At 62.6% G+C, this 26,371-nt stretch carries 23 protein-coding genes; 13 read left to right on the top strand and 10 right to left on the bottom strand.

The window, feature by feature from the left end:
- Positions 1 to 28 precede the first annotated feature (28 nt).
- The 3 genes from BUS42_RS44955 to BUS42_RS10310 all read right to left on the bottom strand — a co-directional run bounded on the left by BUS42_RS44955 (position 29) and on the right by BUS42_RS10310 (position 3,518).
- Positions 29 to 613 carry a hypothetical protein gene (locus BUS42_RS44955; RefSeq protein ID WP_254053428.1) on the bottom strand — a complete coding sequence of 195 codons (585 nt, stop codon included), beginning with the start codon at positions 611 to 613 and terminating at the stop codon, positions 29 to 31.
- A 153-nt stretch (positions 614 to 766) separates the two neighbouring features.
- Positions 767 to 2,173: a hypothetical protein gene (locus BUS42_RS10315; protein ID WP_074306840.1), complete on the bottom strand. Its 1,407-nt coding sequence runs from the start codon at positions 2,171 to 2,173 to the stop codon at positions 767 to 769.
- A 40-nt stretch (positions 2,174 to 2,213) separates the two neighbouring features.
- A complete protein-coding gene (locus BUS42_RS10310) occupies positions 2,214 to 3,518 on the bottom strand; it encodes an acetyl ornithine aminotransferase family protein (protein WP_074306839.1) in 1,305 nt (434 codons plus the stop codon).
- A gap of 185 nt (positions 3,519 to 3,703) precedes the next feature.
- On the opposite strand from BUS42_RS10310, the gene BUS42_RS10305 reads away from it, so the two are divergent.
- Positions 3,704 to 4,786, top strand: a complete 1,083-nt coding sequence (locus tag BUS42_RS10305; protein WP_254053427.1) for a Gfo/Idh/MocA family oxidoreductase — start codon at positions 3,704 to 3,706, stop codon at positions 4,784 to 4,786.
- 65 nt (positions 4,787 to 4,851) lie between these two features.
- Here BUS42_RS10305 and BUS42_RS10300 read toward each other — a convergent pair whose 3' ends face one another.
- Entirely contained in the window at positions 4,852 to 5,583 is a 732-nt protein-coding gene (locus BUS42_RS10300) for a zinc ribbon domain-containing protein (RefSeq protein ID WP_074306838.1), read from the bottom strand.
- A gap of 341 nt (positions 5,584 to 5,924) precedes the next feature.
- On the opposite strand from BUS42_RS10300, the gene cphA reads away from it, so the two are divergent.
- The 8 genes from cphA (at position 5,925) to BUS42_RS10255 (ending at position 14,283) form a co-directional block, all read left to right on the top strand.
- Positions 5,925 to 8,528 carry a cyanophycin synthetase gene (gene cphA / locus BUS42_RS10295; protein WP_074306837.1) on the top strand — a complete coding sequence of 868 codons (2,604 nt, stop codon included), beginning with the start codon at positions 5,925 to 5,927 and terminating at the stop codon, positions 8,526 to 8,528.
- 20 nt (positions 8,529 to 8,548) lie between these two features.
- Positions 8,549 to 9,391, top strand: a complete 843-nt coding sequence (locus BUS42_RS10290; RefSeq protein ID WP_074306836.1) for an alpha/beta fold hydrolase — start codon at positions 8,549 to 8,551, stop codon at positions 9,389 to 9,391.
- A gap of 257 nt (positions 9,392 to 9,648) precedes the next feature.
- Positions 9,649 to 10,245 (top strand): TetR/AcrR family transcriptional regulator, encoded by a 597-nt coding sequence (locus tag BUS42_RS10285; RefSeq protein WP_074306835.1) that lies wholly within the window; start codon positions 9,649 to 9,651, stop codon positions 10,243 to 10,245.
- 192 nt (positions 10,246 to 10,437) lie between these two features.
- Positions 10,438 to 10,767, top strand: a complete 330-nt coding sequence (locus BUS42_RS10280; protein WP_074306834.1) for a nuclear transport factor 2 family protein — start codon at positions 10,438 to 10,440, stop codon at positions 10,765 to 10,767.
- 209 nt (positions 10,768 to 10,976) lie between these two features.
- Entirely contained in the window at positions 10,977 to 11,399 is a 423-nt protein-coding gene (locus BUS42_RS10275) for a nuclear transport factor 2 family protein (protein WP_074306833.1), read from the top strand.
- Between the two features lie 26 nt (positions 11,400 to 11,425).
- Positions 11,426 to 12,544 carry an alkene reductase gene (locus tag BUS42_RS10270; protein ID WP_074306832.1) on the top strand — a complete coding sequence of 373 codons (1,119 nt, stop codon included), beginning with the start codon at positions 11,426 to 11,428 and terminating at the stop codon, positions 12,542 to 12,544.
- A gap of 541 nt (positions 12,545 to 13,085) precedes the next feature.
- Positions 13,086 to 13,811, top strand: coding sequence for a hypothetical protein (locus BUS42_RS10260; RefSeq protein WP_074306830.1), 726 nt, complete (start codon positions 13,086 to 13,088; stop codon positions 13,809 to 13,811).
- Positions 13,812 to 13,830: 19 nt separating this feature from the next.
- Positions 13,831 to 14,283, top strand: coding sequence for a MaoC family dehydratase (locus tag BUS42_RS10255; RefSeq protein WP_074306829.1), 453 nt, complete (start codon positions 13,831 to 13,833; stop codon positions 14,281 to 14,283).
- Positions 14,284 to 14,491: 208 nt separating this feature from the next.
- Here the strand turns inward: BUS42_RS10255 and BUS42_RS10250 are convergent, their stop codons facing one another.
- Entirely contained in the window at positions 14,492 to 14,941 is a 450-nt protein-coding gene (locus tag BUS42_RS10250) for a MarR family winged helix-turn-helix transcriptional regulator (RefSeq protein WP_216821022.1), read from the bottom strand.
- Positions 14,942 to 15,156: 215 nt separating this feature from the next.
- On the opposite strand from BUS42_RS10250, the gene BUS42_RS10245 reads away from it, so the two are divergent.
- From BUS42_RS10245 to BUS42_RS10230, 4 genes are all read left to right on the top strand, one after another.
- Positions 15,157 to 16,062 carry an NmrA/HSCARG family protein gene (locus BUS42_RS10245; RefSeq protein WP_074306827.1) on the top strand — a complete coding sequence of 302 codons (906 nt, stop codon included), beginning with the start codon at positions 15,157 to 15,159 and terminating at the stop codon, positions 16,060 to 16,062.
- A gap of 44 nt (positions 16,063 to 16,106) precedes the next feature.
- Positions 16,107 to 16,367: a nitroreductase family protein gene (locus BUS42_RS10240; protein ID WP_074306826.1), complete on the top strand. Its 261-nt coding sequence runs from the start codon at positions 16,107 to 16,109 to the stop codon at positions 16,365 to 16,367.
- Positions 16,364 to 16,987, top strand: coding sequence for an ArdC family protein (locus BUS42_RS10235; protein WP_074306825.1), 624 nt, complete (start codon positions 16,364 to 16,366; stop codon positions 16,985 to 16,987). Before BUS42_RS10240 ends, BUS42_RS10235 begins: the two co-directional genes overlap by 4 nt.
- Before the next feature lie 98 nt (positions 16,988 to 17,085).
- Positions 17,086 to 19,644, top strand: a complete 2,559-nt coding sequence (locus tag BUS42_RS10230; protein WP_074306824.1) for a M14 family metallopeptidase — start codon at positions 17,086 to 17,088, stop codon at positions 19,642 to 19,644.
- A 264-nt stretch (positions 19,645 to 19,908) separates the two neighbouring features.
- Here the strand turns inward: BUS42_RS10230 and BUS42_RS10225 are convergent, their stop codons facing one another.
- From BUS42_RS10225 to BUS42_RS10210, 5 genes are all read right to left on the bottom strand, one after another.
- Positions 19,909 to 21,195, bottom strand: a complete 1,287-nt coding sequence (locus BUS42_RS10225) for an IS4 family transposase (protein ID WP_254053426.1) — start codon at positions 21,193 to 21,195, stop codon at positions 19,909 to 19,911.
- Positions 21,196 to 21,368: 173 nt separating this feature from the next.
- Positions 21,369 to 23,753: a serine/threonine-protein kinase gene (locus BUS42_RS10220; RefSeq protein WP_074306822.1), complete on the bottom strand. Its 2,385-nt coding sequence runs from the start codon at positions 23,751 to 23,753 to the stop codon at positions 21,369 to 21,371.
- On the bottom strand, positions 23,672 to 24,241 hold the full coding sequence (locus BUS42_RS42615; protein ID WP_143206279.1) for a hypothetical protein: 570 nt from the start codon (positions 24,239 to 24,241) through the stop codon (positions 23,672 to 23,674). Before BUS42_RS42615 ends, BUS42_RS10220 begins: the two co-directional genes overlap by 82 nt.
- Before the next feature lie 214 nt (positions 24,242 to 24,455).
- The gene (locus BUS42_RS10215; RefSeq protein WP_074306821.1) at positions 24,456 to 25,520 is read right to left on the bottom strand and encodes a site-2 protease family protein; all 1,065 of its coding nucleotides are present in this window, start codon (positions 25,518 to 25,520) and stop codon (positions 24,456 to 24,458) included.
- On the bottom strand, positions 25,513 to 26,331 hold the full coding sequence (locus BUS42_RS10210; RefSeq protein WP_074306820.1) for a hypothetical protein: 819 nt from the start codon (positions 26,329 to 26,331) through the stop codon (positions 25,513 to 25,515). Before BUS42_RS10210 ends, BUS42_RS10215 begins: the two co-directional genes overlap by 8 nt.
- Positions 26,332 to 26,371 lie beyond the last annotated feature (40 nt).

Here is a 26,371-nt window from a genome sequence, read left to right as displayed (position 1 = left end):
ATGGAGCGTTGCCACCACGTCGCAACGCTCAATCGAGCCAGGTTGGAAGCATCTTGAGATATTCGGGATTCACCTTTGCGAGCCAGACGTGATGTTGATCAATGGACTTGGTTGTCGCGACCTGGGACCCCACGATTCCGACGATAATCCCCACGAGGATCGTGACTAAGCCGACCAAGACGGGGAGTGGGGCCCACTCGGGATCGATCAAGGCCGCTCCGCCGAAGATCAGACCGACCCCGCCGAGAATGGCGATCCAAGCCGAAGCGATGGCGCGGGAGCGTCGACGTCGATGCTCTTCGCAGAGTCCCACTTCGATCTTGGCGGTGTGGCGAACGCACAGGGCGACGATCACATAGATGAGCGGGCTGATGAACACCGTCAAAAACCAAATCGGCGGGTGCCAGGAAAGCTTGCGTTCGAGACGAAAGTCGTTGGCGGGAAGGTTGCACTTGACGCAGCGATCGGGGAGCTGAGCCCCTTTGCTTAAGACCAGCAAGTTCCCATCCTGCCAGCAACCCTCCGCGTCGAGAGAGCCGAACGCTTGGTCCGAGAATTTGCCGTCGGGTCGGACTGAGAATTCGGGCGCCGCATACGGATTATCGTCGTTCATCGATGAGCGCTCCTTGACCGATGACATCAATCAGGCGAGGAGACGATGATAATCACCGTGCTATGCAGGCACAACTGGTCTCATGCCTCCCATGATGCAAGTAGACGCCCATCGAGAGCTTGATGGGCGTTCGCTCGAGCGAGGGCTTACCGGTCAGTGCAGTCGAGGATCGGTCGCGGCGATGATGGCGCTGACAGCCTGCTGATTGAAACCTTTGTACCCTTCGCGGCGCTGGAGGTCTTCGAGGTGGCTGCCGAGTGCGCCATCGCGGAGGAATTTCGCGTGCTGCTCGGCCGTGATCCAGCCATTAGCCAGACAGCGGTCCGCGCGGTGCTTGGGAACCGGCCAGCGTTCCCCTGCGGTGAACGCCTGGCGGAGGAACGGGAAATCGGAGAAGGGCGCCATGACCTCGATGCCCGACTCCGCCTTGAGATCCTGTCGCAAGGCATCAAAGTCAAATTGCGCTTCGAGATGATGCATGCCCGCCTCGAGGATCGACTCGCCATGGAGTCCGACCCAGAGTCCGACCGTGTTGGGCCGGGGGAGGTCGGGGAGGGTCGAATGCGCGAAGTCGCGCGTGGCCTCGTCGGGGGCAAGGTCGAGGTCGGCGAAAATCACGACCCCGGTCGTCGGGTGCTCGAGCACCTGAGCGCCCCAGCCTGCGTTTTCGCCCGCGTGGAACCGCTCGCGCAGCAGGAAACCGAGCTTCTCGAACATTCGGATCACGCGGTGGAAGTGCCGGCGCGAACAGCGAAACGTGTGGTGATCATGGTTCGCCCACCCGAGGCCCAGACGGTCCTGCCGGCTTTTCTGGACCTGCGCGGCCCGGTTGCGCATCTGCCAATTCTCACGCTCCACCTCGAAGACGAGGTGGCAGGCCAGGTCGGCCGAACCGGCCAGTTCGATGACCTGGTTCAAGGTCTCCTCGGTCGCGTCGAAGCCTTGGGCATCGTCGGCAAACTGCCGCTTTCGCCCTTTCCAAAGCTCACGGGCGGCCAGTGCGTCACGGGCGGCCTGCGGTCGCATTCGGCCCTCACGGGCCAGGTCGCCCGGAAACGGGTCGAACCCCGTATACGCCCGGCGCTCGATCACGTCGAGCTCGGTCCGTTCGCTCGCAATCCGTCCGACTCGATACGGCCCGAGCACGTACCCGCGGACGTCGAGGCCGAGGTCAAAGGCCCTCGAGAAATCCGCGACCGACTCGACCTTGATCGCAAGCGCGCTCACTTCCAACCCCGAACCGGGCGCAATCGCCAAGCGGGGGAAAATCCCGCCTTCGTGGGCAAAGACAGGAACACCGACCGCATAGTCCGTGGCCTGACGCTTGAAGCCGAGCTCGCGGAGCCGCGGTCCAAGGCCCTCCTGGCCGGTAATGACCAGATGGTCCACCCAATCCTTGAACCGGGTGCTCGTCTCGACCCGCATCCGCTCCGCCAGCATGGTCGCGAACGTGTTGCCGGCCAACGCTTCGTCGATCAGACTGTCGATCCATGCTTCGGTTTCAGGCCATCGCTTCCACTCGAAGACGGGTGGAGGCGGGGCCGAGGCGACTTGAGACATGTTCAGGCTCCAGTGTGATCAGAATGACAAGTCTTTGTTTTTAGATTTGGCGTGTGAACGACCGAGGGGTGGAGTCGGTTGCGGACAAGGCCGCGCCGAACAACCCGAGGCCGATTTCCACCTGGCGGCGGGACAGGCAGAGGGGGGGGCAGAACCGTACCGTGCTGGGGCCGCACGGCAAGAGCAGGAGGCCGCGGTGGAAGGCCAGGTCGACGATTCGGTCGCGAAGTTCGGGATCGGGGGCGCCGTTGGTCTGGATCTCGACGCCGATCATGAGCCCGAGCCCGCGGACTTCACGGATCATCGGATGCTGGGTGGCCAGTTCCTCGAGTCCCGCGCGCAGGAGCTCACCTTGCCGTTCGGCGTTGGCCTGGTATTTCCGCTCGACCAAGTCCAACGTCGCCAAGGCCGCGGCGCAGGCGACTGGGTTTCCGCCAAAGGTCGAGGCGTGGCTACCGCTCGGCCAGTCCATGACGTCGGCCTTGGCGACGATCGCACCCAGGGGCAACCCACTGGCGAGGCCTTTCGCGAGACAGACGATGTCACCGGCGACATTCCAATGTTCGGAGGCGAACATTTTGCCGGTGCGGCCGATCCCGGTCTGCACTTCGTCGAGGACGAGCAAAATGCCGTGCTCGTCGCAGAGCGTTCGCAAGCCAGGGAGGAAATCGGCCTGGGGAACGAGATAACCCCCTTCACCTTGAATCGGCTCGACGAAGATCGCGGCCAACTCATCCGCGGGGCAGACCGTCCGGAGCAAGGCGCGAACGCTTTCGAGGTCGCCGTATCGCGCGTGATGGATCTCCGGGACGAGCGGTGAGAATCCGCGACGCTGCATCGGTTTCGAGGCGCTGAGGGACATCGCGCCGTAGGTCCGGCCGTGAAACGCATGCGTGAAGGCCATGACCCGCGGTCGCCCGGTATGGCGACGCGACAGCTTGAGGGCGGCCTCGACCGACTCGGCTCCGCTGTTCGTGAAAAAGACGCGCTTCGGCTCGGCGCCGGGGGCGAGTTTGGCGAGCCGCTCGGCGAGCTTGATCTGCGGAGTGTAGTAGAAGTCGGTCCCCGACATGTGGAGCAGTCGGCCCGCCTGGGTGCGGATCGCTTCCACCACCGCGGGGTGACAGTGGCCGGTCGCCGTGACGGCGATCCCGGCGGTGAAATCCAGGAAGCGGTTGCCATCCAGGTCTTCAATCATCGAGCCTTTGCCACGACGAACGACCAGCGGGTAGGTCCTGGTGTAAGAAGGAGACATCACCTGGTCGTCGCGTGCCAGCCATTCGCGGGCGCGCGGGCCAGGGAGCGGGCCCAGGATCTGGGGATCGTCACGGTGAAGGGCGATCATGCGTTTTTCCTGAGGTCTTGGCGAATCGAGTCCCGCCACGGCAATGAACGAAACACTATCACTCCTCTATTCTACGGCGAGTATCAACACCCCTCGCGATTGGCCCACCACGTTGAGGTCTCGAGATCAGGCATCGATCGCCTATACTTGAACCAAAGGAAACGCGTCGCGAAGGAGGCGTCCGTGTGGCGATCGCGTCGCAACTCGGCTGGTCGGGAGGTTCGGTCATGATCGAAACGGTTGTCGTGGGCTATGGCCTGGCAGGCCGAGCGTTCCATTCTCCCCTGATCCAGCGGCAAAAAGCGTTGAGGCTTCACGGAATCGTTGCCCGCGACCCTGCTGTTCGCGCCCAGGCGGTTTCCACCTGGGGAGTCGTCGGCTACGCCGGGATTGAGGAGGCCCTGGCCGATTCACGCGTCCAGCTGATCGTGATCGCGACCCCACACGATACACACGCCGACCTCGCCGTCCGCGCCCTCGAGGCCGGGAAGGATTGCGTGGTCGACAAGGTCATGGCGCTGTCCGCGACCGAGGCGGATCGGATGATCGCGGCGCGCGATGCCTCCGGCCGGATGCTCTCGGTCTTTCAAAACCGGCGCTGGGATTGGGACTACTCGACGCTCAAAGAGGTGCTTTCCCAAGGCCTGATCGGGCGGCCGCTCCTCATCGAGAGCGCGGTCTGTCGCCATACTCCGCCGCGAACCTGGCGCGGTGATACGGCGCAGGCGGGCACGATCCTCCATGACTGGGGGGCGCACCTGGTCGACCAGGCGCTTCAGCTTGGGGTCGGCCCTTGCCGTCGGCTTTCGGCCTGGATCACTCCCGCCCCCTGGCCGGGAGTGGACAGCGGCGGACATGGCCGGATCGTCTTGGAGTTCGACAACCTCTTATTTCAGGTGGAGATGAGCCGAATCTGTCGTCTCGAACGTCCCCGGTGGTGGGTCGTCGGCACCGCGGGAGGCTTTACGAAGTACGGGATCGATCCCCAGGAGGATGCGCTCCGCGCCGGTGATCTTGACCGGGCCGCCGAGCCCGCGAATTTTGCCGCCACGATTCGCCGGGAAACCGCCTCGGGCGTGTCCGAATCCCCCGTCGAGACGCAGCGAAGCCACTGGGACTCGTATTACGCCAACATTGCCGATCACCTTGAGGGACGGGCTCCGCTCGCGGTGACCGCCGAGCAGGCCCGCGACGTCGTTCGCGTTCTCGACGCCGCGGTGCGGTCCGCGAACGAGCATGCGGTGATCGCCGGTCCGTGGGGCCGCTGAGCCTGAGCCATCGTCGCTCCGCTCGCGCGCCGACCTTGAGAAAAGCTCCGTTTCAAGCGGCTTACTTACAGGGGGTGAGAGGCCGCCTGGAAGGTCTGGAGGCCGTCGAGTTTCCAGGTTCCGTTGCGGTCCAGCACCCAATGAAGCCTCAGGTCGATGGGTTGCTGCACCGAGCTTGCCGGTGTCGTTGTCGAATCGGTGGCGCTGGCAATCGCGGCGACGCGTCCCGCTCCCCCCGCGGGATAGATAAACGCTTGGGCTTCCCCCTTGCGCTGGTTGTGATCCTCCCCGATCACCATGACCTGGATTCTCGCTTCGCGGCTCTTCCAATGCTCCCGGTTTTTGACGAGCAGCGGGTGAACGGTATCAAACCAGCGGACGACGTCGTCGATCGACTCGGATGTGGCGATCTGCTTGAGATAGACCAGGTCGTCGTTCGCGAACCGTTCGGCGGTGCGCTGGGCGCTGTCGGCGAGACTCTCGGGCGGCCTGGACAAGAGCAGGAAGAGGCCGCCGAGGACCGTAATCGCCGCGACTCCGATGCCGACCGATTTGAGGGAAACGGTGGAGAGGCGTTCCGTCAGTCCGTCGAGCGCCTCGAAGGTGGGGAGTTGAAAGCCTTCGTGAGGGCGATGCTCGACTTTCGGGGACTCGACGTGTGGCTCTCCGACCAGGGTGCGGCCCGTCGGGTTGACGTGAAAGACGATATGGCACTTCTTGCAAGTCAGACGTGTGTTGATTTTCTCACGCGGGATCGATCCCGCCCGTCCACAGCTCGGGCAAGCCAAATCAATCATCGAATTTGCTCCCGAAAAGTCTGGCGTTCGTCGACCAGATCCAATCCCTCCGGGGGAACGAGAGAGGCTGATCGATCAGTCTACTTCGATCAGCAGACGGATGTAAGAGAAATCACTGGAAGTTTTAGAGCTATTGACGTGAGATACATGCGGATGAAATCCGAGTCATTTCGGACCGAGCGGAGAACGGGGTCGCCTTCGACCTCAACCAATCCACTCGAGCATCCCATCACGCAATCGTTCTGTCTTGCGCCGATCCCGAATTCCCCGGCATGCCCCCCTTCTGGTAATATCGAGGACTGGCCCGATCCTCATGCGACGTCCATATGTAGGGAAACGGAATGATCGTTCGGAAAGTCCTGGCCTTGCGCGGACCTAATCTCTGGGCCCGTGTTCCCGTGCTCGAAGTGTGGTTGGATCTGGAAGGCCTCAAAGGCAGGCAAGCCACCGAGATCCCCGGTTTCCATGATCGTCTGATCACGTCGCTGGGCTTGGCCGGCGCCGGCGGGACGAGCCAATCGGACCGCGAGCCGATAGCCGATCGACTGAAGCAAGAGAGTCGTCTGGAAGGGGTGGTCACGCTCCTGCTCTTGGAGATTCAGCAACGGTCGGGTTCGGACGTTGCCTTCTCGACCTGGCAACGGGCGGCCGAGGATGGAATCGCCCGCCTGGCCGTGCAGTATCAAGAAGAGGAGGTGGCGCGCGGTGCGCTCACCGCGGCCCTCGCTTTGGTGGGCGGAGCGGTCGACGATCGCCCGTATGAGCTCCGAGCCGAGATCGACCGGCTTCGTGAGCTCACCCGCCAGATCGGGATCGGTCCCAACACCGCGCCGATCGTCGCGGCGGCGAAGGCACGAGGGATTCCGTTCCGCCGGCTCAACGCGGACAGCCTGATCCAGTTCGGCTACGGGGTCCGCCAGCGACGGTTCCAGACCGCGTTCACCGATCGGACCAGCGCGATCGCCGAGTCGATCTCCAATGACAAGGACCTCACCAAGGAGATGCTCCGGGCGGTCGGTGTCCCCGTCCCCGAAGGTCGACCCGTCACCGACGCCGACGATGCCTGGGCCGCCGCGCTCGAGGTCGGGCTCCCGGTCGTCATCAAGCCGTGCGACGCCGATCACGGTGATGGGATCACGCTGAACCTCAGCACCCGCGAGCAGCTCACGGCCGCTTACACCGCCGCGCTCGAGGTCAGCTCGAACATCATGGTCGAGCGGTTCGCGCCCGGAGCGCACCATCGGATGCTCGTGATCGGCGGCAAGGTCGTCGCGGCCGCTCGACGCGACTCGGCCCAGGTCGTCGGCGACGGCACGCACACGATTGGCGAACTCGTGGAACAGGTCAACCGCGACCCGCGCCGCGGGGATGATGCCTCGTCGCCCTTGAGAAAATTCCCGCTCGATCCGATCGCGCTGGGCGTACTCGCCGACCAAGGTTATCAGGTCGACTCGGTGCCCGTGGCCGGGGCCCGGGTGTTCATCAGGCGGAACTCGCATCTCAAGGATGGCGGCAACAACGTTGATGTGACCGACCAGGTTCACCCCGAGGTGGCCGCCCGCGTGCTCGACGCAACCCGGGTTATCGGCCTCGACCTCGCGGGCCTCGACGTTGTGGCCGAGGATATCGGTCGTCCCCTCGAAGAGCAGGGGGGCGTCATCCTCGAGGTCAACGCGAGCCCTTGGCTGAGGCAGCACCTCCGGCCCTGGCACGATCCGCCCCAGCCCATCGGTGAAGCGATTTTGAACTCCCTGTTTCCCGAGGGGGAAGATGGGCGGATCCCGCTCATCGCCGTCACCGGGACCAGCGGCAAGACGACCACGACCCGGCTCATCGCCCACCTGTTCGCTGAGACGGGCCGGGTGGTCGGCATGAGCACGACCGACGGGATCTACATCGCCGGCCGGCGGATTGAGACCGGCGATTGCAGCGGACCGCAAAGCGCCCGGACCGTGCTTCTGAATCCGGCCGTGGAGGTGGCTCTCCTCGAAACGGCGCAGGGGGGGATCATCCGCGAGGGCTTGGCGTTCGACCGCTCCAACGTCACGGTGGTCACGAACCTGGGCGAGGGCGACCATCTCGAGCTTCGCGGGATCGATACCCTCGAGGACCTGGCCCGAGTTAAGCGGACGGCCGTCGAGGTCGTGGCCGCCGACGGCGCGGCCGTGCTCAAGGCCGACGACCCGCTCGTCGCCGCGATGGCCGACCATTGCCCTGGGGAAGTGATCTGGTTTGCACGCGACGCCGACCACCCGGTCCTCGTCCGCCATCGTAACGCCGGGGGACGCGCCGTCTTCGTTCGCGACGGCGCCATCGTGCTGGCCCGGGGCCAGGAAGAGGATCCGCTCGTTTCGCTCGCGGACGTGCCGATCACCCATCAGGGGCGGGTTGGGTTCCAGGTGGAGAATGTGCTCGCGACCACCGGGGCGGCCTGGGCCATCGGCTTGCCTCGTGAGGCGATCCGATCGGGCCTGGCGTCGTTTGCCGGCGACCCGATCCAGATGCCCGCGCGGTTCAACCTCTTCGAGGTCAAAGGGGCGACGGTCGTCATCGACTTCCCGCACAACGCGATGGCCCTCGAAGCCCTGATCGAGTCGGCCGAGTCGTTCCCCCACAACCGCCGCGTTCTCGTGTTCGCGGGCTGCAACCGCCGTGATGTGGACGTTGTCCGCCAGGGCGAGCTCATCGGTGACGGCTTCGACCGGGTCATTCTCTATGAAGACAAGGGGAACCAGGACCGCAAAGACGGCGAGCTCAACGTCTTGCTCAAGCAAGGGTTGATCGGTCGTCCCCGTCTCAAGGAACTGGTGGAGGTCTCGGACGAGAACCAAGCGATTGACCAAGCCCTCCGCGAACTTGAGCCGGGCGACCTCTTGATCGTCGGCGTCGAGGCGATCGAACGCTCTCTCGAATTCGTCCAGCACTGGCTGGAATCCAACCGGTAAAAGCGAAAGGCAATCGCAGTATGTCGATTCTCTTGCTGGTCTGCCTGACGCTCGGGCAAGGTTCGATCCCCGCGGGTTCCGCCAAGCTCGACCTGGACCTGGCCACCGCCAAGATGGAGGTCTTCACCTACAAGCCGGCGAATTATCGGGACGGGGCGATGCTCATGGTCTTCCATGGCATGCTCCGCAACGCCGACGAGTATCGCGACCACGCCCGCGCGATGGGCGACCGGTTCGGCATGCTCGTCGTCGCCCCCCGCTTTGACTCGACCCAGTTCGGCAAGGGGAAGTATCAGCAAGGGGGCCTGTTCGAGGACGGCAAGCTCGCCGCGCGCGCGAACTGGGCCTGGAGCGTCGTTCCCAAGATCGCCGATCGCGTCCGCGATCTCGAGCACCGCCCCGACATGCCGTACTACCTGATCGGCCACTCCGCGGGCGGACAGTTCCTCGTCCGCCTCTCCGCTTTTGTACCGACGGAGGCCACTCGAATCGTAGCGGCCAACCCGGGCTCCGACCTCTTTCCCACACGAGACTTGCCTTACCCCTACGGTTTCGGCGGTCTGCCCACATCCCTGGTCACCGACGACTTGCTTCGGGACTATCTCGCCCGGCCCCTGACCGTCTACCTGGGCAGTGCGGACACGGTGCGTGATGAAGACCTCGACATCAGTTCCGAAGCAGATAAGCAAGGACAAACGCGTTACGAACGAGGCCATAACGCGTTTCGATCCGCTCAAGAACTGGCCAAGCGCAAAGGCTGGGACTTTCGCTGGCGACTCGTCGAAGCCCCCGGGGTTGGTCACGACCATGAGGCGATGTTCAACGCCCCCGCCAGCCGCGCCGCCCTCTTCGGATTAAAGTAAGCCGCTGGTTAACGAACACGTTCTCAATCTTGCCGATGCGAGACGAAGGCGTCGGTGCAAAAGCGGCCCGAGCGGATGTTGCGCGTTCCGGTCCGAGAAGCGAGCTCGCTCGGTCCGCTGCGAGCGAGAATTGATAACCCGACTGGTTCCATTCGGGGAGGGGGATAGCGCAATCTCTGTTACGGATACTATCTGAAGGCGGAGTTGAGTCCGAAAGGCCGCTTGAGGAATACAAAACCAGGGATCGACCGCCGGTCATGCCAAAACCTTCTCACCGCGAAAAGCTCCTGCAGGCAGGCTTCGAAGTCGTACTCGAACGCGGGTACTGCGGGGCCAGCGTCCGCGACATCGCCCAAGCCGCAGGCGCACCGCAGGGGTCGTTCACCAACCACTTCGCCTCGAAAGATGCATTCTGCCTGGAACTCCTCAACCGGTACTTCGCCATGGTCGAGGAGAACATCCGCCTCACGCTTCGCAATGACGCGGCTTCGCCGTTCGCCCGCCTGGAGGAGTGGCTGGACATCCAGATACGCTTCCTGAACAAGGCCGGGATGCGCAACGGCTGCCTGATCGGCAACTTCAGCGCCGAGGCGGGTGAGCACAGCGAGCCGATCCGCCAGCGACTCAACGAGATCTACTGCGAGATCCACCGTTCCGTGGCGTACTGCCTTGAGGCCGCCGTCAAGGTCGGTGAGCTGCATGTTTTGGCCGACTGCGATGAGCTTGCCCACTTCCTTTACGCGGCACTCCACGGTGCGATCCTCCAAGCGAAGGTCGAGCACAGCCCTGTTCCGTTGGAACGCTTCAAGAAGACTCTCTTCGCCGTTGTCTTAAGGCCTGACCCTCCGCGGTAAGAGCGGACCTCGCGGGTCTCCCGATAGTAGGTTTGCCGCGCCGGGCGAAATCGCTCATTGCCAAACAATACGGACGTGCGTATTCTTTCTGCAATGGGTCGTTCCGGTGACGCCTTGCGGCGGAACGGGTCGTCTGACGTCGGTTCTCGTGATCACGATCTGGAACCGGCTCGCTGATTTCACCGCGAGGTAATGATGAGCCCCACCGTTCTCGACCGCCTATTCAACGCCGAGTATCAGCAGCACAACCCGCAGATTCCCAACGGCAACGCTGCGATCAAGTCGCTCCTGGGAAACCTTCCGGCTGACCTCAAGTATGAACCAGGTCTGGTTGTGGCAGAGGGCGACTACGTCACCATTCACGGCCGCTTTATCGGATGGGGACCTAAACCTTTGGTGGCTGTCGATATCTTCCGGGTCGCTGATGGCAAGATCGCCGAACACTGGGATGTCATGCAGGAAGAGGTGCCGGCGGCGCATAGCGCTAACGGCAACAGTATGTCGACTTCCCCACAAACATGAATCGACATGGAGGCACTCAAGCGTATCGGGTGGCCGTCGGACGTGGCGAACGTGATCGTGTTCCCGGCTTCCGACAGCGCGCGCTGGATCACCGGTGCGAGTATTCCGATGGTCGGCGGGTCAAAGTTAGAGGAAGCGAATTTTAAGTGAGGGTCCTTCCGAGACGAACGCTCGGCGTGGCATGCACAAACGATAGAGGAGAGAACTTTATGAGTCAGACGAAGCAGGAGAGGAATAAGTCACTCGCCCTTGAGGCCTTTGACGCTCTGTTCAACAAGCGGGACTACGTTGCGGCCGAACCCTACTGGTCGCCGCGCTACATCCAGCACAGCGCCCACATCGCCCCGGGCCGTGAGGGGCTGTTCGAGTTGGTGAAGGCGGCCCCGCCAACCCTAAAGTACGAGCCCGGGCTGGTCGTGGCCGATGGGGACTACGTGATCCTCCACGGGCGGTTCTCCGGGTTCGGCTTGCCGGTCAACTGGGTCGTGGCGGACATCCTCCGGATCGAGGACGGCATCCTCGTCGAGCACTGGGACGTGATCCAGGACGAGGCGTCTCAAGCGCACTCGAAGAGCGGCAGGCCGATGTTCGGCGACTCGTTTCCGGTGGACTCGCGAGGGCAGAGCTCTTAGCAAGGCGGGAAGGAGGGAGACGAACCATGCCAACCAGACCGACTGAAGTGCTTTTCACGCCCTATGCACTCGGCGACTTGCAGCTCAAGAATCGCATCGTCATGGCACCGCTTACGCGCACTCGAGCCGAGAACCGCGGGAAGGTTCCGAACGGGTTGATGGCCGAGTATTACGCGCAGCGGGCCGGGGCCGGCCTGATCATCACGGAGGGAACCTTCGTCAGCGAGCAGGGACAAGGATGGTACGGAGCCCCGGGAGTCTACAACGCGGAACAAGCCGCGGGGTGGCGGCGCGTCACCGATGCCGTTCACAGTGCAGGCGGGCTGATCTTCGTTCAACTCTGGCATCAGGGTTCTGTCTCTCATCGCTTCCTGTATGCGGACGGGCGATTGCCCCTTGGGCCTTCCGCAGTCAATCCCGAGCAACTGATTCACGTCGAGGGGGGGAAGGTTCCGAGCGAAACCCCGCGCGAGATGAGTCTTCAGGACATCAAGCAAGCTGTTGAAGATTTCAGGCATGCCGCACAGGTCGCACAAGACGCGGGGTTCGACGGCGTCCAGATTCAAGGCGGATTCGTCTACATCTTCCAGCAATTTCTGCATGAGGTCACCAACCGACGAACTGACCAGTACGGCGGGCCGGTGGAGAATCGCGCTCGCCTTCTCTTCGAGGCGCTCGAGGCGGTGCTTGAAGTCTGGCCGAGCAATCGCGTCGGCGTGAAGGCCGGGCCGATGATGAGCGAACACGGTGCCCTACGCGCGACTGACGAGACGCTCCGGACGAGCGAATACGTCTATCGGAAGTTGGCCGACTACAAGCTGTCGCACGTGCTTCTCATGCGGCAAAACGCAGACCTCACCGGCACTCCGATTGAACACTTGAGCGGCGACGCCGTCGTGCATCACTTCCGTCGCCTCTACGAGGGCACGCTCATCCTGAACGTCGGGATCAACGCCCAACACGCCGCCCAGCTTGTCGGCGAAGGAGCCGGTGACCTTGTCGCCTTCGGTCGAGGCTATATCGCCAATCCGGACCTTGCCGAGCGCATCCGCCGTGATGCGCCACTCAATGAGCCACGGCCGGAGTATTTCTACGGCGCTTCCGCCACCGGTTACACCGATTACCCGGCGCTATCGCAAAGCTAGCTGATTCGAATGTCTGTGTGTGTCGATCGTATTGATGTGTAGTCGTTTTTATGCGTTCTGGTAGGAGTGAGTGGGGAATTTGGAGATGAGTGACGATCGAACATCGAACGCCGAGGCGCGGCGTCTGGAAGAGGACACCGGTCGCGGCAAGAACGGGAAGCGTTGGGGGCCGTATCTCGCCGAGCGGCAATGGGCGACCGTCCGGGAGGACGACTCGGCCGAGGGCGCGAACGCTGCCTTCTCGATGAGCGCGAGTTCCTCTCGCCTTTCGGGGTGCGATCGATGTCGAAGATTTATGAACGGGATTCGTACCGGTTCGCGGCCGGCGGGCAGTCATTCGCCGTTCGTTACGTGCCTGGCGACATGGACACGGCCGATTTCGGCGGGAACTCGAACCGGAGCGAGCCGCCAGACCGGATGGCCCGCGATGGTCACCACACTCATCGAGCAGTGCGCCCGATGCACCGCCCCGTCAGAGACTTCGCGAGATCACGAAAATGCAGCTCCAACCAACTGACCCGGTGACACGATCGGTGCACTCATGAGCGCAGACCTCTTAGCAAAGGCGATCGCCGCTCACGGTGGGCTCGACCGGTGGAACCAATTCGCGTCGGTGCGTGCCGCCGGGTCGATCGGCGGGGCGCTGTGGGTCGCCAGGGGGAAGCCGGGCGTGCTGGCGGACGTCACCGTCGAGGCTCGCCTGCATGAGCAACGGGTCACTATTCACCTGAATGGCCGAGGGATTCGATACTCTTTCGTCCCCAGTCGGGTTGCCGTCGAGGACGAAAGCGGACGAGTCGTCTCGGAGCGTGCCGACCCGCGGGGCGCGTTCCTGGGGCACACGGCGACGACGCCTTGGGACGATCTGCACCTCGCGTACTTCAACGGCTACGCCTTGTGGACCTACCTCACCATCCCGTTTCTTTACACGTACCCCGGGTTTGTGACCGAGGAGCTCCCGCCCTGGTCCGAGAACGGGGAAGTTTGGCGGCCCCTGAAGGCCACATTCCCGGCGGGCGTCGCGAGCCACGCGCGCGAGCAGGTGTCGTACTTTGGCCCCGACGGATTGCTCCGGCGTCACGAGTACGCGGTGGATGTGCTGGGCGGAACCACCGGGCTGAACTACGCTAACGACTACCGGACGGTCAGCGGGATCGTGATCCCGGTCACGCGTCGCGTCTACCCCGCGGACGCCGACCATCGCAAGATCGCCGAACCGCTCCTGGTGTCAATCGACCTGCGGGACATCGCCTTCGAGACCGTGTGATGCCGAGGAGACCACCGAAGTGAGCACGCCGCTGTACTACGAGGACCTGGCCGTCGGGCAGACGTTCGGAACCGGCACGGTCCTGGTTGAGCCCGACATGATCAAGGTGTTCGCCGCCGAGTTCGATCCCCAGCCGTTCCACTTGGACCAGGACGCCGCCCGTGCGAGTCTCTTCGGCGAATTGGTGGCGAGCGGTTGGCACACCGCCGCGCTCACGATGCGGCTGCTGGTCACGGGAGAGTTTCGGATCGTAGGCGGCCTGATCGGGCTGGGGGCCGAGGAGCTCCGCTGGCCCTGGCCCGTCCACCCCGGCGACGTGCTACGGGTCGAATCCGAGGTGATGGAGTTGCGGCCCTCGAAATCGCATCCCGGCCACGGGTTGGTCCGCGTGCGGAACACGACGCTGAACCAGGACAGCGAGCCCGTGATGATCACGGTCGTCACCATGATCGCGCCCCGGCGAGTCTCGTGACGAAAGTTCCGCCAGCGAATGCCTCCAGAGGTGGTTGCGAGACAGGCCGCTCATTCTTCGCTGAACGTTAACTGCGTTTGGGCGTTTCCTTTCGGACCGGTCTGCTCCGGGCTCCGCTCTCACTCGTTTGCCCATAGCCTTGGGGTCCAAGTCCGTGGCGCTCGGTACACATCACCCTGTGGCCGGAACGCTCTTCGGTCAAACTCGCCTATTCACCCGCGTGACCTTTTTCAACCCTTCGCTCAAAGAGCGATTCGGCTAGTTTTCCCACGCGCTTCAATTGCTGTTCGAGTTGTCGAAGTTCCTGACGCGAGAGTCCCGCAAACACATTCTCCATCGTCTCAACGTGCGCGCGGAAAATTGGCTTGATGACGGATTCTCCGTGGGGGGGCAACGCAACGATACGAACCCGGCGGTTCTGAGAGCACTCCGCACGGCTCACTAAGCCTTTGGAGACAAGTCGGTCGACCGCCACGCTGATCGATCCAGGCGTCAGATTGACTTTCGGACCGATCACATTGACGGGTAGCGGTCCCTTGTGAAGTAGGGCTTCGAGGACGGCGAAATCGGAAAGCCCCAAGCCGGTTTCTTCAAGGTTTGCCAGGGCATATCGCGTAATGGCTTGCATGGCCTTCGTCATCACCAGCCAAGCATGCACGGGTGTCGGCGTGTCTTTTTTTTATGGTAATTACCCAAATTTCGGGAAAGTTACCCAATCCAGCCCTTACTATACCAACAAGGCGATTAGATTGATGTCAATATAATTGACTTCAATGGAACTCGGCGCTAAGATTCATTGACGACGTAACTGGCCGGGTCGGGGGTAGGGCAAGACCCGATTGACACGCCGGCAACGAATATAAAGGAGAATGCATGTCTCCCGACGAACGAAAACTTATCGCCGTGATCGGGGCAACCGGACAGCAGGGAGGCGCAGTGGTGCGTGCCCTGCAAGCCAGCGGCCAATTCAAGGTTCGCGCTTTAAGCCGCAATCCAGGCAAGCATCGCCAGCTCGCCGAGGAAGTCGTCGAGGCAGATCTGGACCGGCCGGAAACTCTCAATGCTGCCTTTGCAGGGACAGACGGCGTTTTTCTGGTCACCAATTTCGCGGAACCAGGCACGGACGAGCTCAAGCAGGCGACAGCGGCGGTACGAGCTGCCAAGCAATCCGGAGTCAAACACTTCATTTGGTCAACGCTTCCGGATGTCGAAGCGATCAGCGGTGGCAAGTTCGAGGTTCCCCACTTTACCGGCAAGGCCAAGATTGATCGGATCGTGAAGGAAGCCGGGTTCCCGCATCATACGTTCGTCATTGCGCCTGGCTACTACCAGAATTTTGTGGGTCGTCTCGGTCCGCAGAAGCACGCAGACGGATCCGTGGGCTGGGCTCTTCCTATCAATCCCGATGTGCGTTGCCTTCACATGGGCGACATTCGCGAACTTGGCGACATCGTTGCCGGAGCGTTCGCACACCCAGATGAGGCAGGCAATGGCGAGTATCTGCCACTCGTCGGTGATTTCCTGAGCTTCAATGAAATCGTCGAGACCCTAAATCGACAGGGGCATCATTTTTCATTCAAGCAGGTTCCAAAGGAAGCTTTTGCGAGTGCCTTTCCTGGGGCAGCCGAAATCGCCGAAATGTTCAGTTACTGGGAAGCGCATACCTACTTGGGTTCCGATTCGTCCGACCGAATTGCGCTCGCAAACAAAGTCGCGGGCCGGCAACCGACCAACTTCTCGGCGTGGGCCCGAGTGAACTTTCCGGTGGAGACACATTAAGTACGCTGGCACGCCCGCGTAAGTCAACTCGAAAGAGACTCCCAATGAATACAGCGATCCCGATCATGTTCATTCAGCAACTGTTTACTGCCGCGCGCACCCATCACGACTTGCAAGACAGAGATGTTCCGGACGGATTACTCCAGGAGATTTACGACCTGGCCAAATGGGGACCGACGAGCGTCAACTCGTTGCCGATGCGTATCGTCTTCGTTAAATCAAACTCTGTGAAAAATAATCGAATGACTGCGCTGGCGGGATCGAATGCTGAACGCGGCTTCAAAGCGCGAATATCGCAGGGGTGAACGTCCTCACGCATTGGATCGCGGCCGCAAGGCGCGGGTACTCGTCGTGGTTGTGGGCAACGTACAAGCAGTGGCAGGAACATGGCGCGCAGGTGAGGAGAGGAGAGCAATCCACTCTCGTCGTGTTCTGGATGCCCGCCCTGCGCGAAGATGAAAAACCCGAGCACGCGAACGACGGTGAACCGAGGAGCGGGCGGCGGCTTATCGCCAAAGGCTACCCGATCTTCAGCATTGCCCAGGTCGACGGTTACACGCCGCCGCCAGTGCCGAGTTTGCCCAAGAGCGAACGGAGCGCATCGGCAGAGCGGTTCTTTGCCGCCCTCCAGGCGGACTTTCGGCATGGCGGAATCGAAGCGTTTTACGATCCCGAGAAGGACTGCATCCAGATGCCGCGCTTCGAGGCCTTTCGTGACGGCCTCGCGTACTACGCGACGCTCGGCCACGAGGCCACGCACTGGACCGGTGCCCTGGACCGACTGAACCGGAACATCGAGAATCGTTTCGACTCACTCGCCTACGCTGCCGAGGAACTCATCGCCGAACTTCGCGCCGCGTTCCTGGGCTCGGCACTCGGAATCGCGAACAGACCAAGGCCGGACCACGCGAAATCCATCGAATGAGAACTTGGACGGGTAAGGACTCGATCTCGGAATCGCCTCCCCTTACCATGAGACGACCGTGGAATCGCCTCCGGTTGTTTTAGGAGCGAAGTTGCGCCATGCCAACCTCCCGTCAAGCCGCATTTGTCTGGCTGCTTTTCGTCGGCTTCGTCTTGCCTTGCGCGGGGGCCGATCTGCCGAGCCCGGAGGCGCACCTGGGCTATCGGCCGGGTGCTGACTTTCAGCTCGCGGCTTGGCCCAACGTGGTTGACTACTTTCGCAAGGTGGATGACGCGTCCGACCGCGTCTTGGTGCGCAACCTGGGTGAGACGACGGAGGGACGTCCCTATCTCGTGGCGGTCGTCTCCGCGCCCGAAACGATTAAGGATCTTGGCAAGTTCCAGCAGCTCCAACGCCAGTTGAGCCACCCCGGGCTCGCGACGGCGGAGTCGCCCGACCCGATCGCGGAGAGCAAGCCGGTCGTCGTGATCACCTGCTCGATCCACTCGACCGAGACGGCGTCGACCCTGATGGCGATGGAGTTGCTGCACGAGCTCGCGTCGAAGAACGACCCCGCCACGCGTGCGATCCTCGACTCGACGATCCTCTTGCTCGTCCCCTCGGCGAACCCCGACGGTGTCGACAAGGTGGCGCACTGGTATGAGCGATCGAAGGGGCATCCGTGGGAAGGGAGCGGACTGCCGGAGCTTTATCATAAGTATGCTGGCCACGACACGAACCGCGACTGGTTCATGCTCAACCTGAAAGAGACCAGGCTGCTGACGCGCTTGCTCTATCAGGAATGGATGCCGACGATTCTCTACGACGTTCATCAGATGGGGAGCCGAGGTGCGCGGTTGTTCGTTCCCCCCTTCTTCGATCCGATCAATCCCAACCTCGACCCGCGCATTCACCAGTCGATCTTTATGATTGGTGCCCACATGGCGGGTGACCTCGCCACCGCCGGTAAGCAAGGCGTACTCACGAACGCGATGTACGACAACTGGTGGAACGGCGGGAACCGAACCACTCCGCAGCGGCACAACATCGTGGCGGTCCTGACCGAGGCCGCGAGCGTCCGGATGGCCTCACCGATCTTTCTCGAAAAGCACGAGCTCACCGGGGGATCACGCGGGTTTCGCGACCACGCGCCGAGCGTCAACTTCGCCGATCCCTGGCCGGGAGGCTGGTGGCGGTTGCGCGATATCGTCGACTACGAGCTGATCTGCGCCCGGTCGATCCTGACCCTCGCCGCCAACTCTCGGCAAATGTTCCAGACCAATCTCCGGAACATGGCGCGCGATGCCACCCGCAAAGGGGAGAACGAGCCCCCGTTCGCCTGGGTCGTTTCACGCAATCAGCGCGATCCCGGGACGGCGAGCGAGCTGGTCCGGATCCTCCACGACTCCGGGATCGAGGTGAGACGGGCGACGAAGCCGTTTCAGGCCGACGGCGCGGCCTACGAGGCGGGAACCTGGATCCTGCCCGCGGCGCAGCCCTATCGAAATCATCTCAAGGATATGATGGAGCGGCAGGTCTACCCCTCGCGGTTCACGGCCGGAGGAGTGCCCGAAACCCCCTACGACGTTGCCGGTTGGACGCTGCCACTTCAGATGGGCGTTCAGGCGAGCGCCGTCGGGACACGATTTTCCGCCGAATCCGAACCCCTCGATCGCATCGAGCCGATCCAGGGCCAACGCTCGGGCGAGAACGACCCGAAGTTCTTTGCGTTGAGCCATCAGGCGAACGACGATTTCATTGTTGTGAATGCGTTGCTCGACGCCGACGTCGCCATCAAGGTGAACGACGCGAGCGGCCTCCTCTCGTTCCCGGCGGATGCCAAGACCGAGGCGGTGCTTGAGCGGGTCTTACCGACCGTCTCGAGTCAACTCGTCGGCCACCCAGAAGACCCGAGCCCCAAGGGCTCGCGGGTGCTTCGCCGCGGCCGGATCGGCGTCTATCAGCCCTGGAATCCGAGCATGGATGAAGGATGGACCCGGCTCGTGCTCGAGAAGTTCCGGATCCCGTTCGTCACGCTGCACAACGCGGAGATCCGCGCGGGTGGTCTGAACGAGCGGATCGAGACTTTGGTCATTCCTTCGATCGAGCCGCGGTCGTTGACGCAAGGGTACTCGGAGGATCAGACCGAGCCGAAATACGTCGGCGGCTTGGGGACCGAAGGAGTGGCCGCCTTGCGGGCGTTCGTCGAGGCAGGGGGGACGATCGTCTGTCTGGAGAACTCGTGCGACTACGCGATCACCGAGTTCGCCCTTCCCGTGGTCAACGTGTTGAAGGGGGTGAAGTCGACGCGTTTCTATGCGCCAGGCTCGATCGTCCGTCTCAAGCGGACCGGACACTCGTCGCTGACTCGAGGGGTTCCCGCCGAGCTTTCCGCATACTTCGATCATTCGCTCGCGTTCGACGTCTCCGGGGACGTCCAGCGGCCGGCGGAAGTTGGCTTACGCTACGCCGACCGGAATGTTCTCGAGAGCGGGTGGTTGCTCGGTCCTGAAGTGATCCAAGGCAAGGCCGCACTCGTCGCGGTCACCATCGGATCCGGCCGGGTCATCCTCTTCGGGTTCCCGCCCCAGCACCGCGGTCAGCCTCATGGAACCTTCCGGCTCCTGTTCAACAGCTTCTACCGCGAGGAAGATCCGGCCGGTCCATCGCCCAAGTAAGCGGAACCCGTGTTCGCCGACTTCAACACGCTCGCCTTCGGCGTCATCGTGAGGCCAACGATTCCCGTGGGGTGGGCCGCCCACCCCACGGGAGGAATTCGCAATAGTGTCCGGGATTCCTGATGGCGAGGAGGCTTTTCGTCAGGACATCCCAGAATAATTCGATTTGAACAGCCTTGCAGCCGCCTCCTTCGGTTTGGAGGGCGATCCCGGCGCATGCCGCGGCATGACCTCGTCCGCAGCGCGTGGACGGGCCCTGATCGCTTATTTGGGTTTTTCGGCACGCTTCCGCGCAACGCGGTCACGCTGTAATTGGCACTGACGCTCCCGCTCGCGAAGGATCGGCATGATCTCGTCCATCGTCGCCGTGCCGTTGGCCACCATTCCCAGCAGGCTAAACATATACTTGCTGGGGCGATTTCCTGTATGGATGCACATGAGCGTGACGCCGATCACGGCGACGTAGAAGCTCAACAGCACACCCTCGCGGCTGTGACTGATCAGATGATCGAACCGCGCGTAGCTTTTCAGCCAGCGGAAAAACAGTTCAACTTGCCATCTATGACGATATAATACTCCGATAATTGATGCGTCGGGCTCGAGCAGGGTCGTCAAGAGGTAGACCGGATTCTCGGGGTCATCCTTGGGGACGATGACCACTTCGCGAAGGACGATGCCCAGCGGTTTGCGATGCGTCGAGCCGGGAAAACGGACCAGTCGATCGGAGATGACGTCCGCGTCGCGGGCCTCTTGGGTGAGTTCCCTCGTCTCGGTCGTCTCGAGGTTGGGGGTGCGTTCTCCGGGTTTCCGGAACCGCATCACGAAATCCGCCGCCGGTTCTACGTGGGCCTTGATCAGCTTGAAGCTGAAGATCCCCCGGTCGTAGAGATGGATCGCCCCGGGGGTGATGGAGTACGCGGCGGTGGTCGCCTCGCTCTGGCCGGCCTCGGGGACGACGATCAGCTCGGGGAGCCAGGTTTGGGCATCGACATGGAAGTCGAGGCGAGCGCCGGTCTTGCCGCCGCGGCGGCGGACGCTCCAGGCCACTGAGGCGGCGGCATGAAGGAAGGTGCCATCGACGGCGAGGACCTGGCGGTGAAGCGAGCTCAGGGGATCGGCGGCCTGGTTCGGGTTGGGACTGGGCTTGAGAACGTTGCGTCGGAGCTGATCGAGGATCGGCTGCAAGCGAGTGTGGTCGGCCAACTTATTGAAGTCGGAGAGGGTGCTTTTGCAGAGTTTCTGGATCGAGAGGAATTTTTGGGCTTGTCGGGTTTGGCTGAAATCCTCGATCGTCCTGAGGGTCCGCAGAGTGGGGTTGAAGAAGGCCAGGAGCATGGCAACGAAGACGTCGTCGAGGAAGAGGTCGCGGTTGCCATGGGGGTCCTGGTCGCGAAGTTGTGCGATGAGCCGTTCGATCGAATGGATGTGCTTGGCCCCGACCACTTGATCGGGCCAGATGGGCAAATCACGAGAGAGCCACCCCGGTGCCCCGACCCGTTCAGGTCGCTGGGAAGGGGGAGTGTCAACCAGGGGTGGTTTCTTGGCCGCCATGACGAATACTGTGGCCGACCGTAACCAAAAGCGCAAGCGAAGATTTGATGAAGGTCAATCCCGGACACTATTGGGAATTCGATCCGAGCTGCAAGTCGTCCATGGCCCTATGACATGGTTCGGCGAAGCGTTGCAACCCAGGCGACGCAGTCGATCCGGCAACCCGTCGAACCTTAATATCGGGTTCGCCCAAAGACCGCGCCGAGCCCTCCGAGCAGAAGCCCAATGCCGGGAGCGACTGCAGGGTGCATGCCTGGGAGAAATTGCGGCCCGAACACGGCGATCGCGGCGCCCGGGAGGGCGAACAGGCCGATCTTGACGCCTCGGAAGAGTGAGGAGAAGAGCAGGATCAGGCCGGCGACTCCGGGATTGAAGGAGTTGAACCAGGCGGTGAACCGTTGAGGAATCATCGGCAGGCTCAACGGGCGTGTGCGATCGGGAACCTTGGGCAGCTCGACCTCAGTGAACGACTTATGGGCATCCTTAAGGACAGTGACGTCTTGTGCCTTCACCGCCTCGTTGGTGACGGCCTGGACCTTTTCGCTGAGTTGCTGGGCGGTGACCTTCGCCTCTTCCAGCTTCTCCTTGGTCAGTAGCTTGTTTTGATGCATCCAGAAGAGGCAGCCCGTCAGCAACAAGGCGCCGGCGAGGAAGCGCGGACCGGGGCCGAGGATCAGGTTGAGCGGTCCGTCGGTTCGCGGACCGATCAAACCTTGCTCCCGTTCGTTGAGCACCATCTCCGGCTTCGCGGCCGCGTCTCGGAGCGCTTGACCGATCGCGAGCCGTTCGCCTCGGACCGCGTGTGGCAGCCGTTCCGCCTCCTTGAGTTCGGCGGCCATCATGACCATGGCCTCGGCCGCCCGCCGCGCCTGGCGCCTGGCCGTCATGAGGTTGACGCCGCGCGCTTCCAGCCCCTTTTCCTCGATCTTTTTGAGCAGTCGACGCTCGCGTGCTTCCCGTCGTGATTGCTGCTTCGCGTCGATCCAGCGGACGATCGGGTCACGCCAGGCACCGAACCGCGTGCGCATTCGCCCTTGCTCAGCGCGGCCCCAGCGGTCGCGGGCGATCAACTTGGCCTCGTATCCGAAGAGCGTCTCGTAGAACTCCTCCCAGCGATCGCCGGAGTATTTGCAGACGAACTGTCGGAGCGCGTCTTCGTCAAGGCCATGCAGACGCATCGTCTTGAGCATGTCTTCGGTCTTTTCCACAGCCTCGCGCCGCTCCGCCTCGAGCTTCTTGTCGTATGCTCGGTGGAAGCCGATCGCGATCAATGTCGCCACGACACCAAATGCGACCCAGGCAAACACGAGGTGGAAAACGACCAGGACCGTCGCGAACAGGACGAGGCCGGCGAGGACCATCAGCCACTCGAACAGGTCGCTCCCCAAGACGAGTTGTTGGGCTTTGAGGAAGAGCGTCTTCTTTTGGGTCACGCCCGAGACGATGAAGTAGGCGAGGGCCGTCATCAGGCCGAGCCCGAGGAAGCCGCTCGCAAGGACCGGTTGTCGGGCCAGAGTCGCCGCGACCACCACGAAGAGCCAGGCGGCGAACCCACCGAGGATGAGCTTGGGCCGGAGTCGCGCGGTCGGTGCCTTGTTGAACGATTCCACGCTCTCGGTGAGGAGGTTCGCGTGCTCCTCGCGCGGTGAGAAGACCCCGGTGGTGGGAAGGCCGAGGAAGTCTTCGAGCACCTTGATGACGTCGCCGAGGTAGGAATAGCGATCTTGGGGCTTTTTCGCCACCATCTTGAGGATGATGTCGGAGAGCGCCTTGGGGACGCGTTTGACGATCGCCTCGGGGGGAACGATGACCTCGGTCTGATGTTTCGTGATCAACTCGACGGCCGTCTTTCCCTCGAAAGGAGGACGGCCCGTGACCAGGTCGTAGAGTGTGCAGCCCAGCGAATAGATATCCGCACGCAAGTCGACGGAGGCGGCGTCGACGGCTTGCTCGGGCGCCATGAAGGCGGGAGTTCCCATCGCTGAGTTGACCAAGGTGATCTGGCCGCCGCTCGAGGCCGAGGCCAGGGAGATCGCTCCCTTGGGGGCGGCGACGACGGCCGTGTTGGCCTCGCGGGCTTCTTCCGCCTCGGCCAGGGCGGGAGTCTTTACCAGGCCGAGGTCCGCGACCTTGACGACTCCTTGGTCGTTGAGCAAGAGATTATCGGGCTTGATGTCGCGATGGATCATCCCTTGGTCATGAGCATATTTGAGCCCGCGGGCGGCCTGAAGGATGTACCCCACGGCGGCCTCGGGGTCGATCTTCTTCTGCGTCTTGACCAGTTGGGAGAGGGTTTGCCCCTGCACGAACTCCATGCTGAAGAAGTTGGTCCCTCGGTCCTGGCCGAAGTCATAGATTTGCACGACGTTGTGGTGCACGAGCTGGGCCGCGGCATAGGCTTCGCGGGTGAACCGCGAGACAAACGTGGGGTTGTCGGCCCACTCCGGTTTCATCACCTTCAGGGCGACGTTCCGGTTCAAGGAAATCTGTCGGGCCAGATAGACAGCACCCATGCCGCCGTGGCCCAGCTCGCTGATGACCTGGTAGCCGCCGAGCACGCTGGGAATCCCCCCGGCTTCGCGCCGGTGGAGTGGCCTGGGGCCGTGGCGCCGGCGTCGGTGCCGAGGACGAATCCGAGCTCCGCGCTATTCTGGGCCGAGTTCGGCGGGGCGGTCTGCGTGGTGGTCGCCCAGTAACTGGTCGGTCGTGTCTCGGCTCCGGAATCGGCCGCCGTGGCGGCGACCTCCGTCTCTCGGGGAGTCGACCAGGCGCCGGTGGCCGTTGCCGCGGCGTCGGGCGCTGTTCCTAGGAGATTGCCGGCGGGGGAGGGGGGGAGTGTCGGCGCGACCGTGGGTGCTTGAGCTGCGCTGGGATTATTGGTCGCTGGGTCGGCGCGAACCGCGGAGACGATGGGTGCCGCGTCAGGGTCGGCTGGGACGAGAAGTAAGAGCTTCTGAGCGCACTTGGGACATTTGGTGGTATAGCGTCCCGGTTTCGCCGCTTTCAGTCCGAGAGCGTGATCGCAGGAGGGGCATTGGATCGCCACGATGAAGGATCTCCGCGGATAACCGAGAGGAATGAACGAGGCCGAACGGAGGTAATGAAGTAAGCGGATCGGCCGATTTGCATCATAATCCAAGCACCCCGCGATTCCCATGACAACGACGAGGCTTGAGCCAGGTCGCTCTTGAATCACGAGGGGCGATTCTCGGTGTTCGTCGTCAAACCAAAGGGGCCGAGCCCCGTGGATTGCGTCCGCCTCAGATGTTGACCGGAATCATCGTGAGGAGGGAGAACGCGACCACCAGCACGACGTATTCGAGGGTGGCTCTCCGATCGGGCATTTTCGCCGGGGGGTGAGTCAGCACGTTGAAAGTGGCCCCGATCAGGAGGAGGAAGAGGAGCGACTCTTGGGTTACAGACCACATGACCGCGATCGCGAGGGCCGAGAACCAGCGCTCGGAGCGGGACATCGATCGAAATCCACGGCCGCCGTCGAGTTGCCAGATCGGAATCAGGTTGAACAGGTTGATCCAGGCCGCCAGCTTGGCGATCGCCGCCAGCATCAGCGAGCCGGTCGCGAGCGCCGCGGCGAAGGTCGCCAAGGCGCCGAACAGCCCCCAGATCGGGCCGGCCAGGCCCACGCGAGCGTCGGCCCTGGCGTCGGGTAACGACTGCTGGAGCCGGACATAGGCGCCGAGGCCGGGAATGAACATCGGAGCCCCGGCGCGGATGCCGAACCGTCGGAGTGCGGCGACGTGGCCCATCTCGTGGACGTAGATCGAGAGCACCAGGCCAAGGGCGAATTTCCAGCCGAAGGCGGTCCAATACACCCCGAGCGACAGGAGCATCGAAAACAGGGTGCTCGCCTTGGTCAATCCTAATAAAAGCAACTTTCCCTTAGTCAGGGCCATGATCAGCACGAACTTGAACTTCAAGGCGAGGAGTGCCAGCGTCCCGAGCCCCGCCACTCCCGCCTTGCCCGTCCAAGCGGCCGAATCCGGCTCACCAGGCTGACTTGAAACGGGGCCAGGATTGACCCCCTGTCCCTCGTCGATCTGACGGGAGAGCGTTTCAAGCCGGGCCGAGATCGCGGCGTATTGCCGCGACGCTGGCGGCAGCAACACGAGCGCGTCGCGCCAGGCGGCAAGAGCCGTGGTGAGATCACCCGACCGACTCGCGGCCTCGGCGACGTCGGCGCACTGTTTCAACGCGTCGGCGTGGGCGAGCCGGTGGCATTGGGGACAAGCGAGAAGCTTGGTCGCGTATTCGGTCCCACACGAGTCGCACCAAGTTGAGGAAGAGACAGGGGTGGCGTCAGGCATGACTCGGTAGTTCCGTCGCCGGCGGGGCGCTCTCTCCACCAAAGGAGAAGGGACCGTTGAAGACCAGTGGGACGCGGCGATTGAGTTTCCCAGCCTCCCAGAGGGCGAAACCGACAATCAGCAGGCCAATGGGGGAGGAGAGGCCCAGGATGATGGGAAGTTTGAACGAGAGAGTGATCAACGGAATCAGGATGAAGGGGTTCGAGAGCAGGACGGCCCATACGTTCCGAGGTTTTTGATCGGCTAACTCTTTGTCCGCGGCGACGGGCTTCGGCTCCGCTTGCGGTTCGACCGCCGGCGCGTCGATCGGCTCAACCTGGTTCCCGTTCGCGTCTTCGACCGGTGCGGCGAGAATCAGGATCGGGAGATAGGTCGCCGCGTAACTCGCGGAGATGGCCGAGTAGGTGAGCAAGATGGCCAAAACCTGATAGACCCAGCCGCCCCGTTGCCCTGACCCCGACCGAACCGCGGTACCAACCATGTAGCCGACGAGAATCGAGATCAGGCCGATCTCCATTCCGGTCGTCTTCATGATCCCGAAGTAAATCGCGAACCCGATTAAGGCCGCGAGTGAGCCGAACAGGGTCGCCTTGGCGATCCGGAGCGGCCCCGAGCCGCCAACCCTGTGCGATTCGATCAAACTTCGGCACGATTCGCAGACGGTCGCTCCATTAATTTCATAATAGGTATTCTCTACCTCGCGATGGCAAACCGTACAGGTCAACCGCCCCGGGACTTTTGTGGCAAACTCGGCATTATCAAACTGAAGCGGTTCTTCGGAATTGGCTTCAGGAGGCGAAAGGTCGCTCATGGATTCTCTTGTTTCTCGATAGGGGGGTTAGGAAACGGGC

It is taken from the genome of Singulisphaera sp. GP187, assembly GCF_900129635.1.
Lineage (GTDB): Bacteria > Planctomycetota > Planctomycetia > Isosphaerales > Isosphaeraceae > Singulisphaera.
The sequence above is the reverse complement of the archived record's forward strand: the minus strand, read 5'-3'. Positions and strand labels throughout refer to the sequence as shown.

Excerpts from the sequence above, each read along its gene's own strand:
- BUS42_RS44955 (WP_254053428.1), bottom strand. The coding sequence starts at position 613 with ATGAACGACGATAATCCGTATGCGGCGCCCGAATTCTCAGTCCGACCC.
- BUS42_RS10310 (WP_074306839.1), bottom strand. The coding sequence starts at position 3,518 with ATGATCGCCCTTCACCGTGACGATCCCCAGATCCTGGGCCCGCTCCCT.
- BUS42_RS10245 (WP_074306827.1), top strand. The coding sequence starts at position 15,157 with ATGTCTCCCGACGAACGAAAACTTATCGCCGTGATCGGGGCAACCGGA.
- BUS42_RS10260 (WP_074306830.1), top strand. The coding sequence starts at position 13,086 with ATGAGCGCAGACCTCTTAGCAAAGGCGATCGCCGCTCACGGTGGGCTC.
- BUS42_RS10270 (WP_074306832.1), top strand. The coding sequence starts at position 11,426 with ATGCCAACCAGACCGACTGAAGTGCTTTTCACGCCCTATGCACTCGGC.
- BUS42_RS10215 (WP_074306821.1), bottom strand. The coding sequence starts at position 25,520 with ATGCCTGACGCCACCCCTGTCTCTTCCTCAACTTGGTGCGACTCGTGT.
- BUS42_RS10285 (WP_074306835.1), top strand. The coding sequence starts at position 9,649 with ATGCCAAAACCTTCTCACCGCGAAAAGCTCCTGCAGGCAGGCTTCGAA.
- BUS42_RS10240 (WP_074306826.1), top strand. The coding sequence starts at position 16,107 with ATGAATACAGCGATCCCGATCATGTTCATTCAGCAACTGTTTACTGCC.
- BUS42_RS10230 (WP_074306824.1), top strand. The coding sequence starts at position 17,086 with ATGCCAACCTCCCGTCAAGCCGCATTTGTCTGGCTGCTTTTCGTCGGC.
- BUS42_RS10275 (WP_074306833.1), top strand. The coding sequence starts at position 10,977 with ATGAGTCAGACGAAGCAGGAGAGGAATAAGTCACTCGCCCTTGAGGCC.
- BUS42_RS10225 (WP_254053426.1), bottom strand. The coding sequence starts at position 21,195 with ATGGCGGCCAAGAAACCACCCCTGGTTGACACTCCCCCTTCCCAGCGA.
- BUS42_RS10315 (WP_074306840.1), bottom strand. The coding sequence starts at position 2,173 with ATGTCTCAAGTCGCCTCGGCCCCGCCTCCACCCGTCTTCGAGTGGAAG.
- cphA (WP_074306837.1), top strand. The coding sequence starts at position 5,925 with ATGATCGTTCGGAAAGTCCTGGCCTTGCGCGGACCTAATCTCTGGGCC.
- BUS42_RS10300 (WP_074306838.1), bottom strand. The coding sequence starts at position 5,583 with ATGATTGATTTGGCTTGCCCGAGCTGTGGACGGGCGGGATCGATCCCG.
- BUS42_RS10280 (WP_074306834.1), top strand. The coding sequence starts at position 10,438 with ATGATGAGCCCCACCGTTCTCGACCGCCTATTCAACGCCGAGTATCAG.
- BUS42_RS10210 (WP_074306820.1), bottom strand. The coding sequence starts at position 26,331 with ATGAGCGACCTTTCGCCTCCTGAAGCCAATTCCGAAGAACCGCTTCAG.
- BUS42_RS10290 (WP_074306836.1), top strand. The coding sequence starts at position 8,549 with ATGTCGATTCTCTTGCTGGTCTGCCTGACGCTCGGGCAAGGTTCGATC.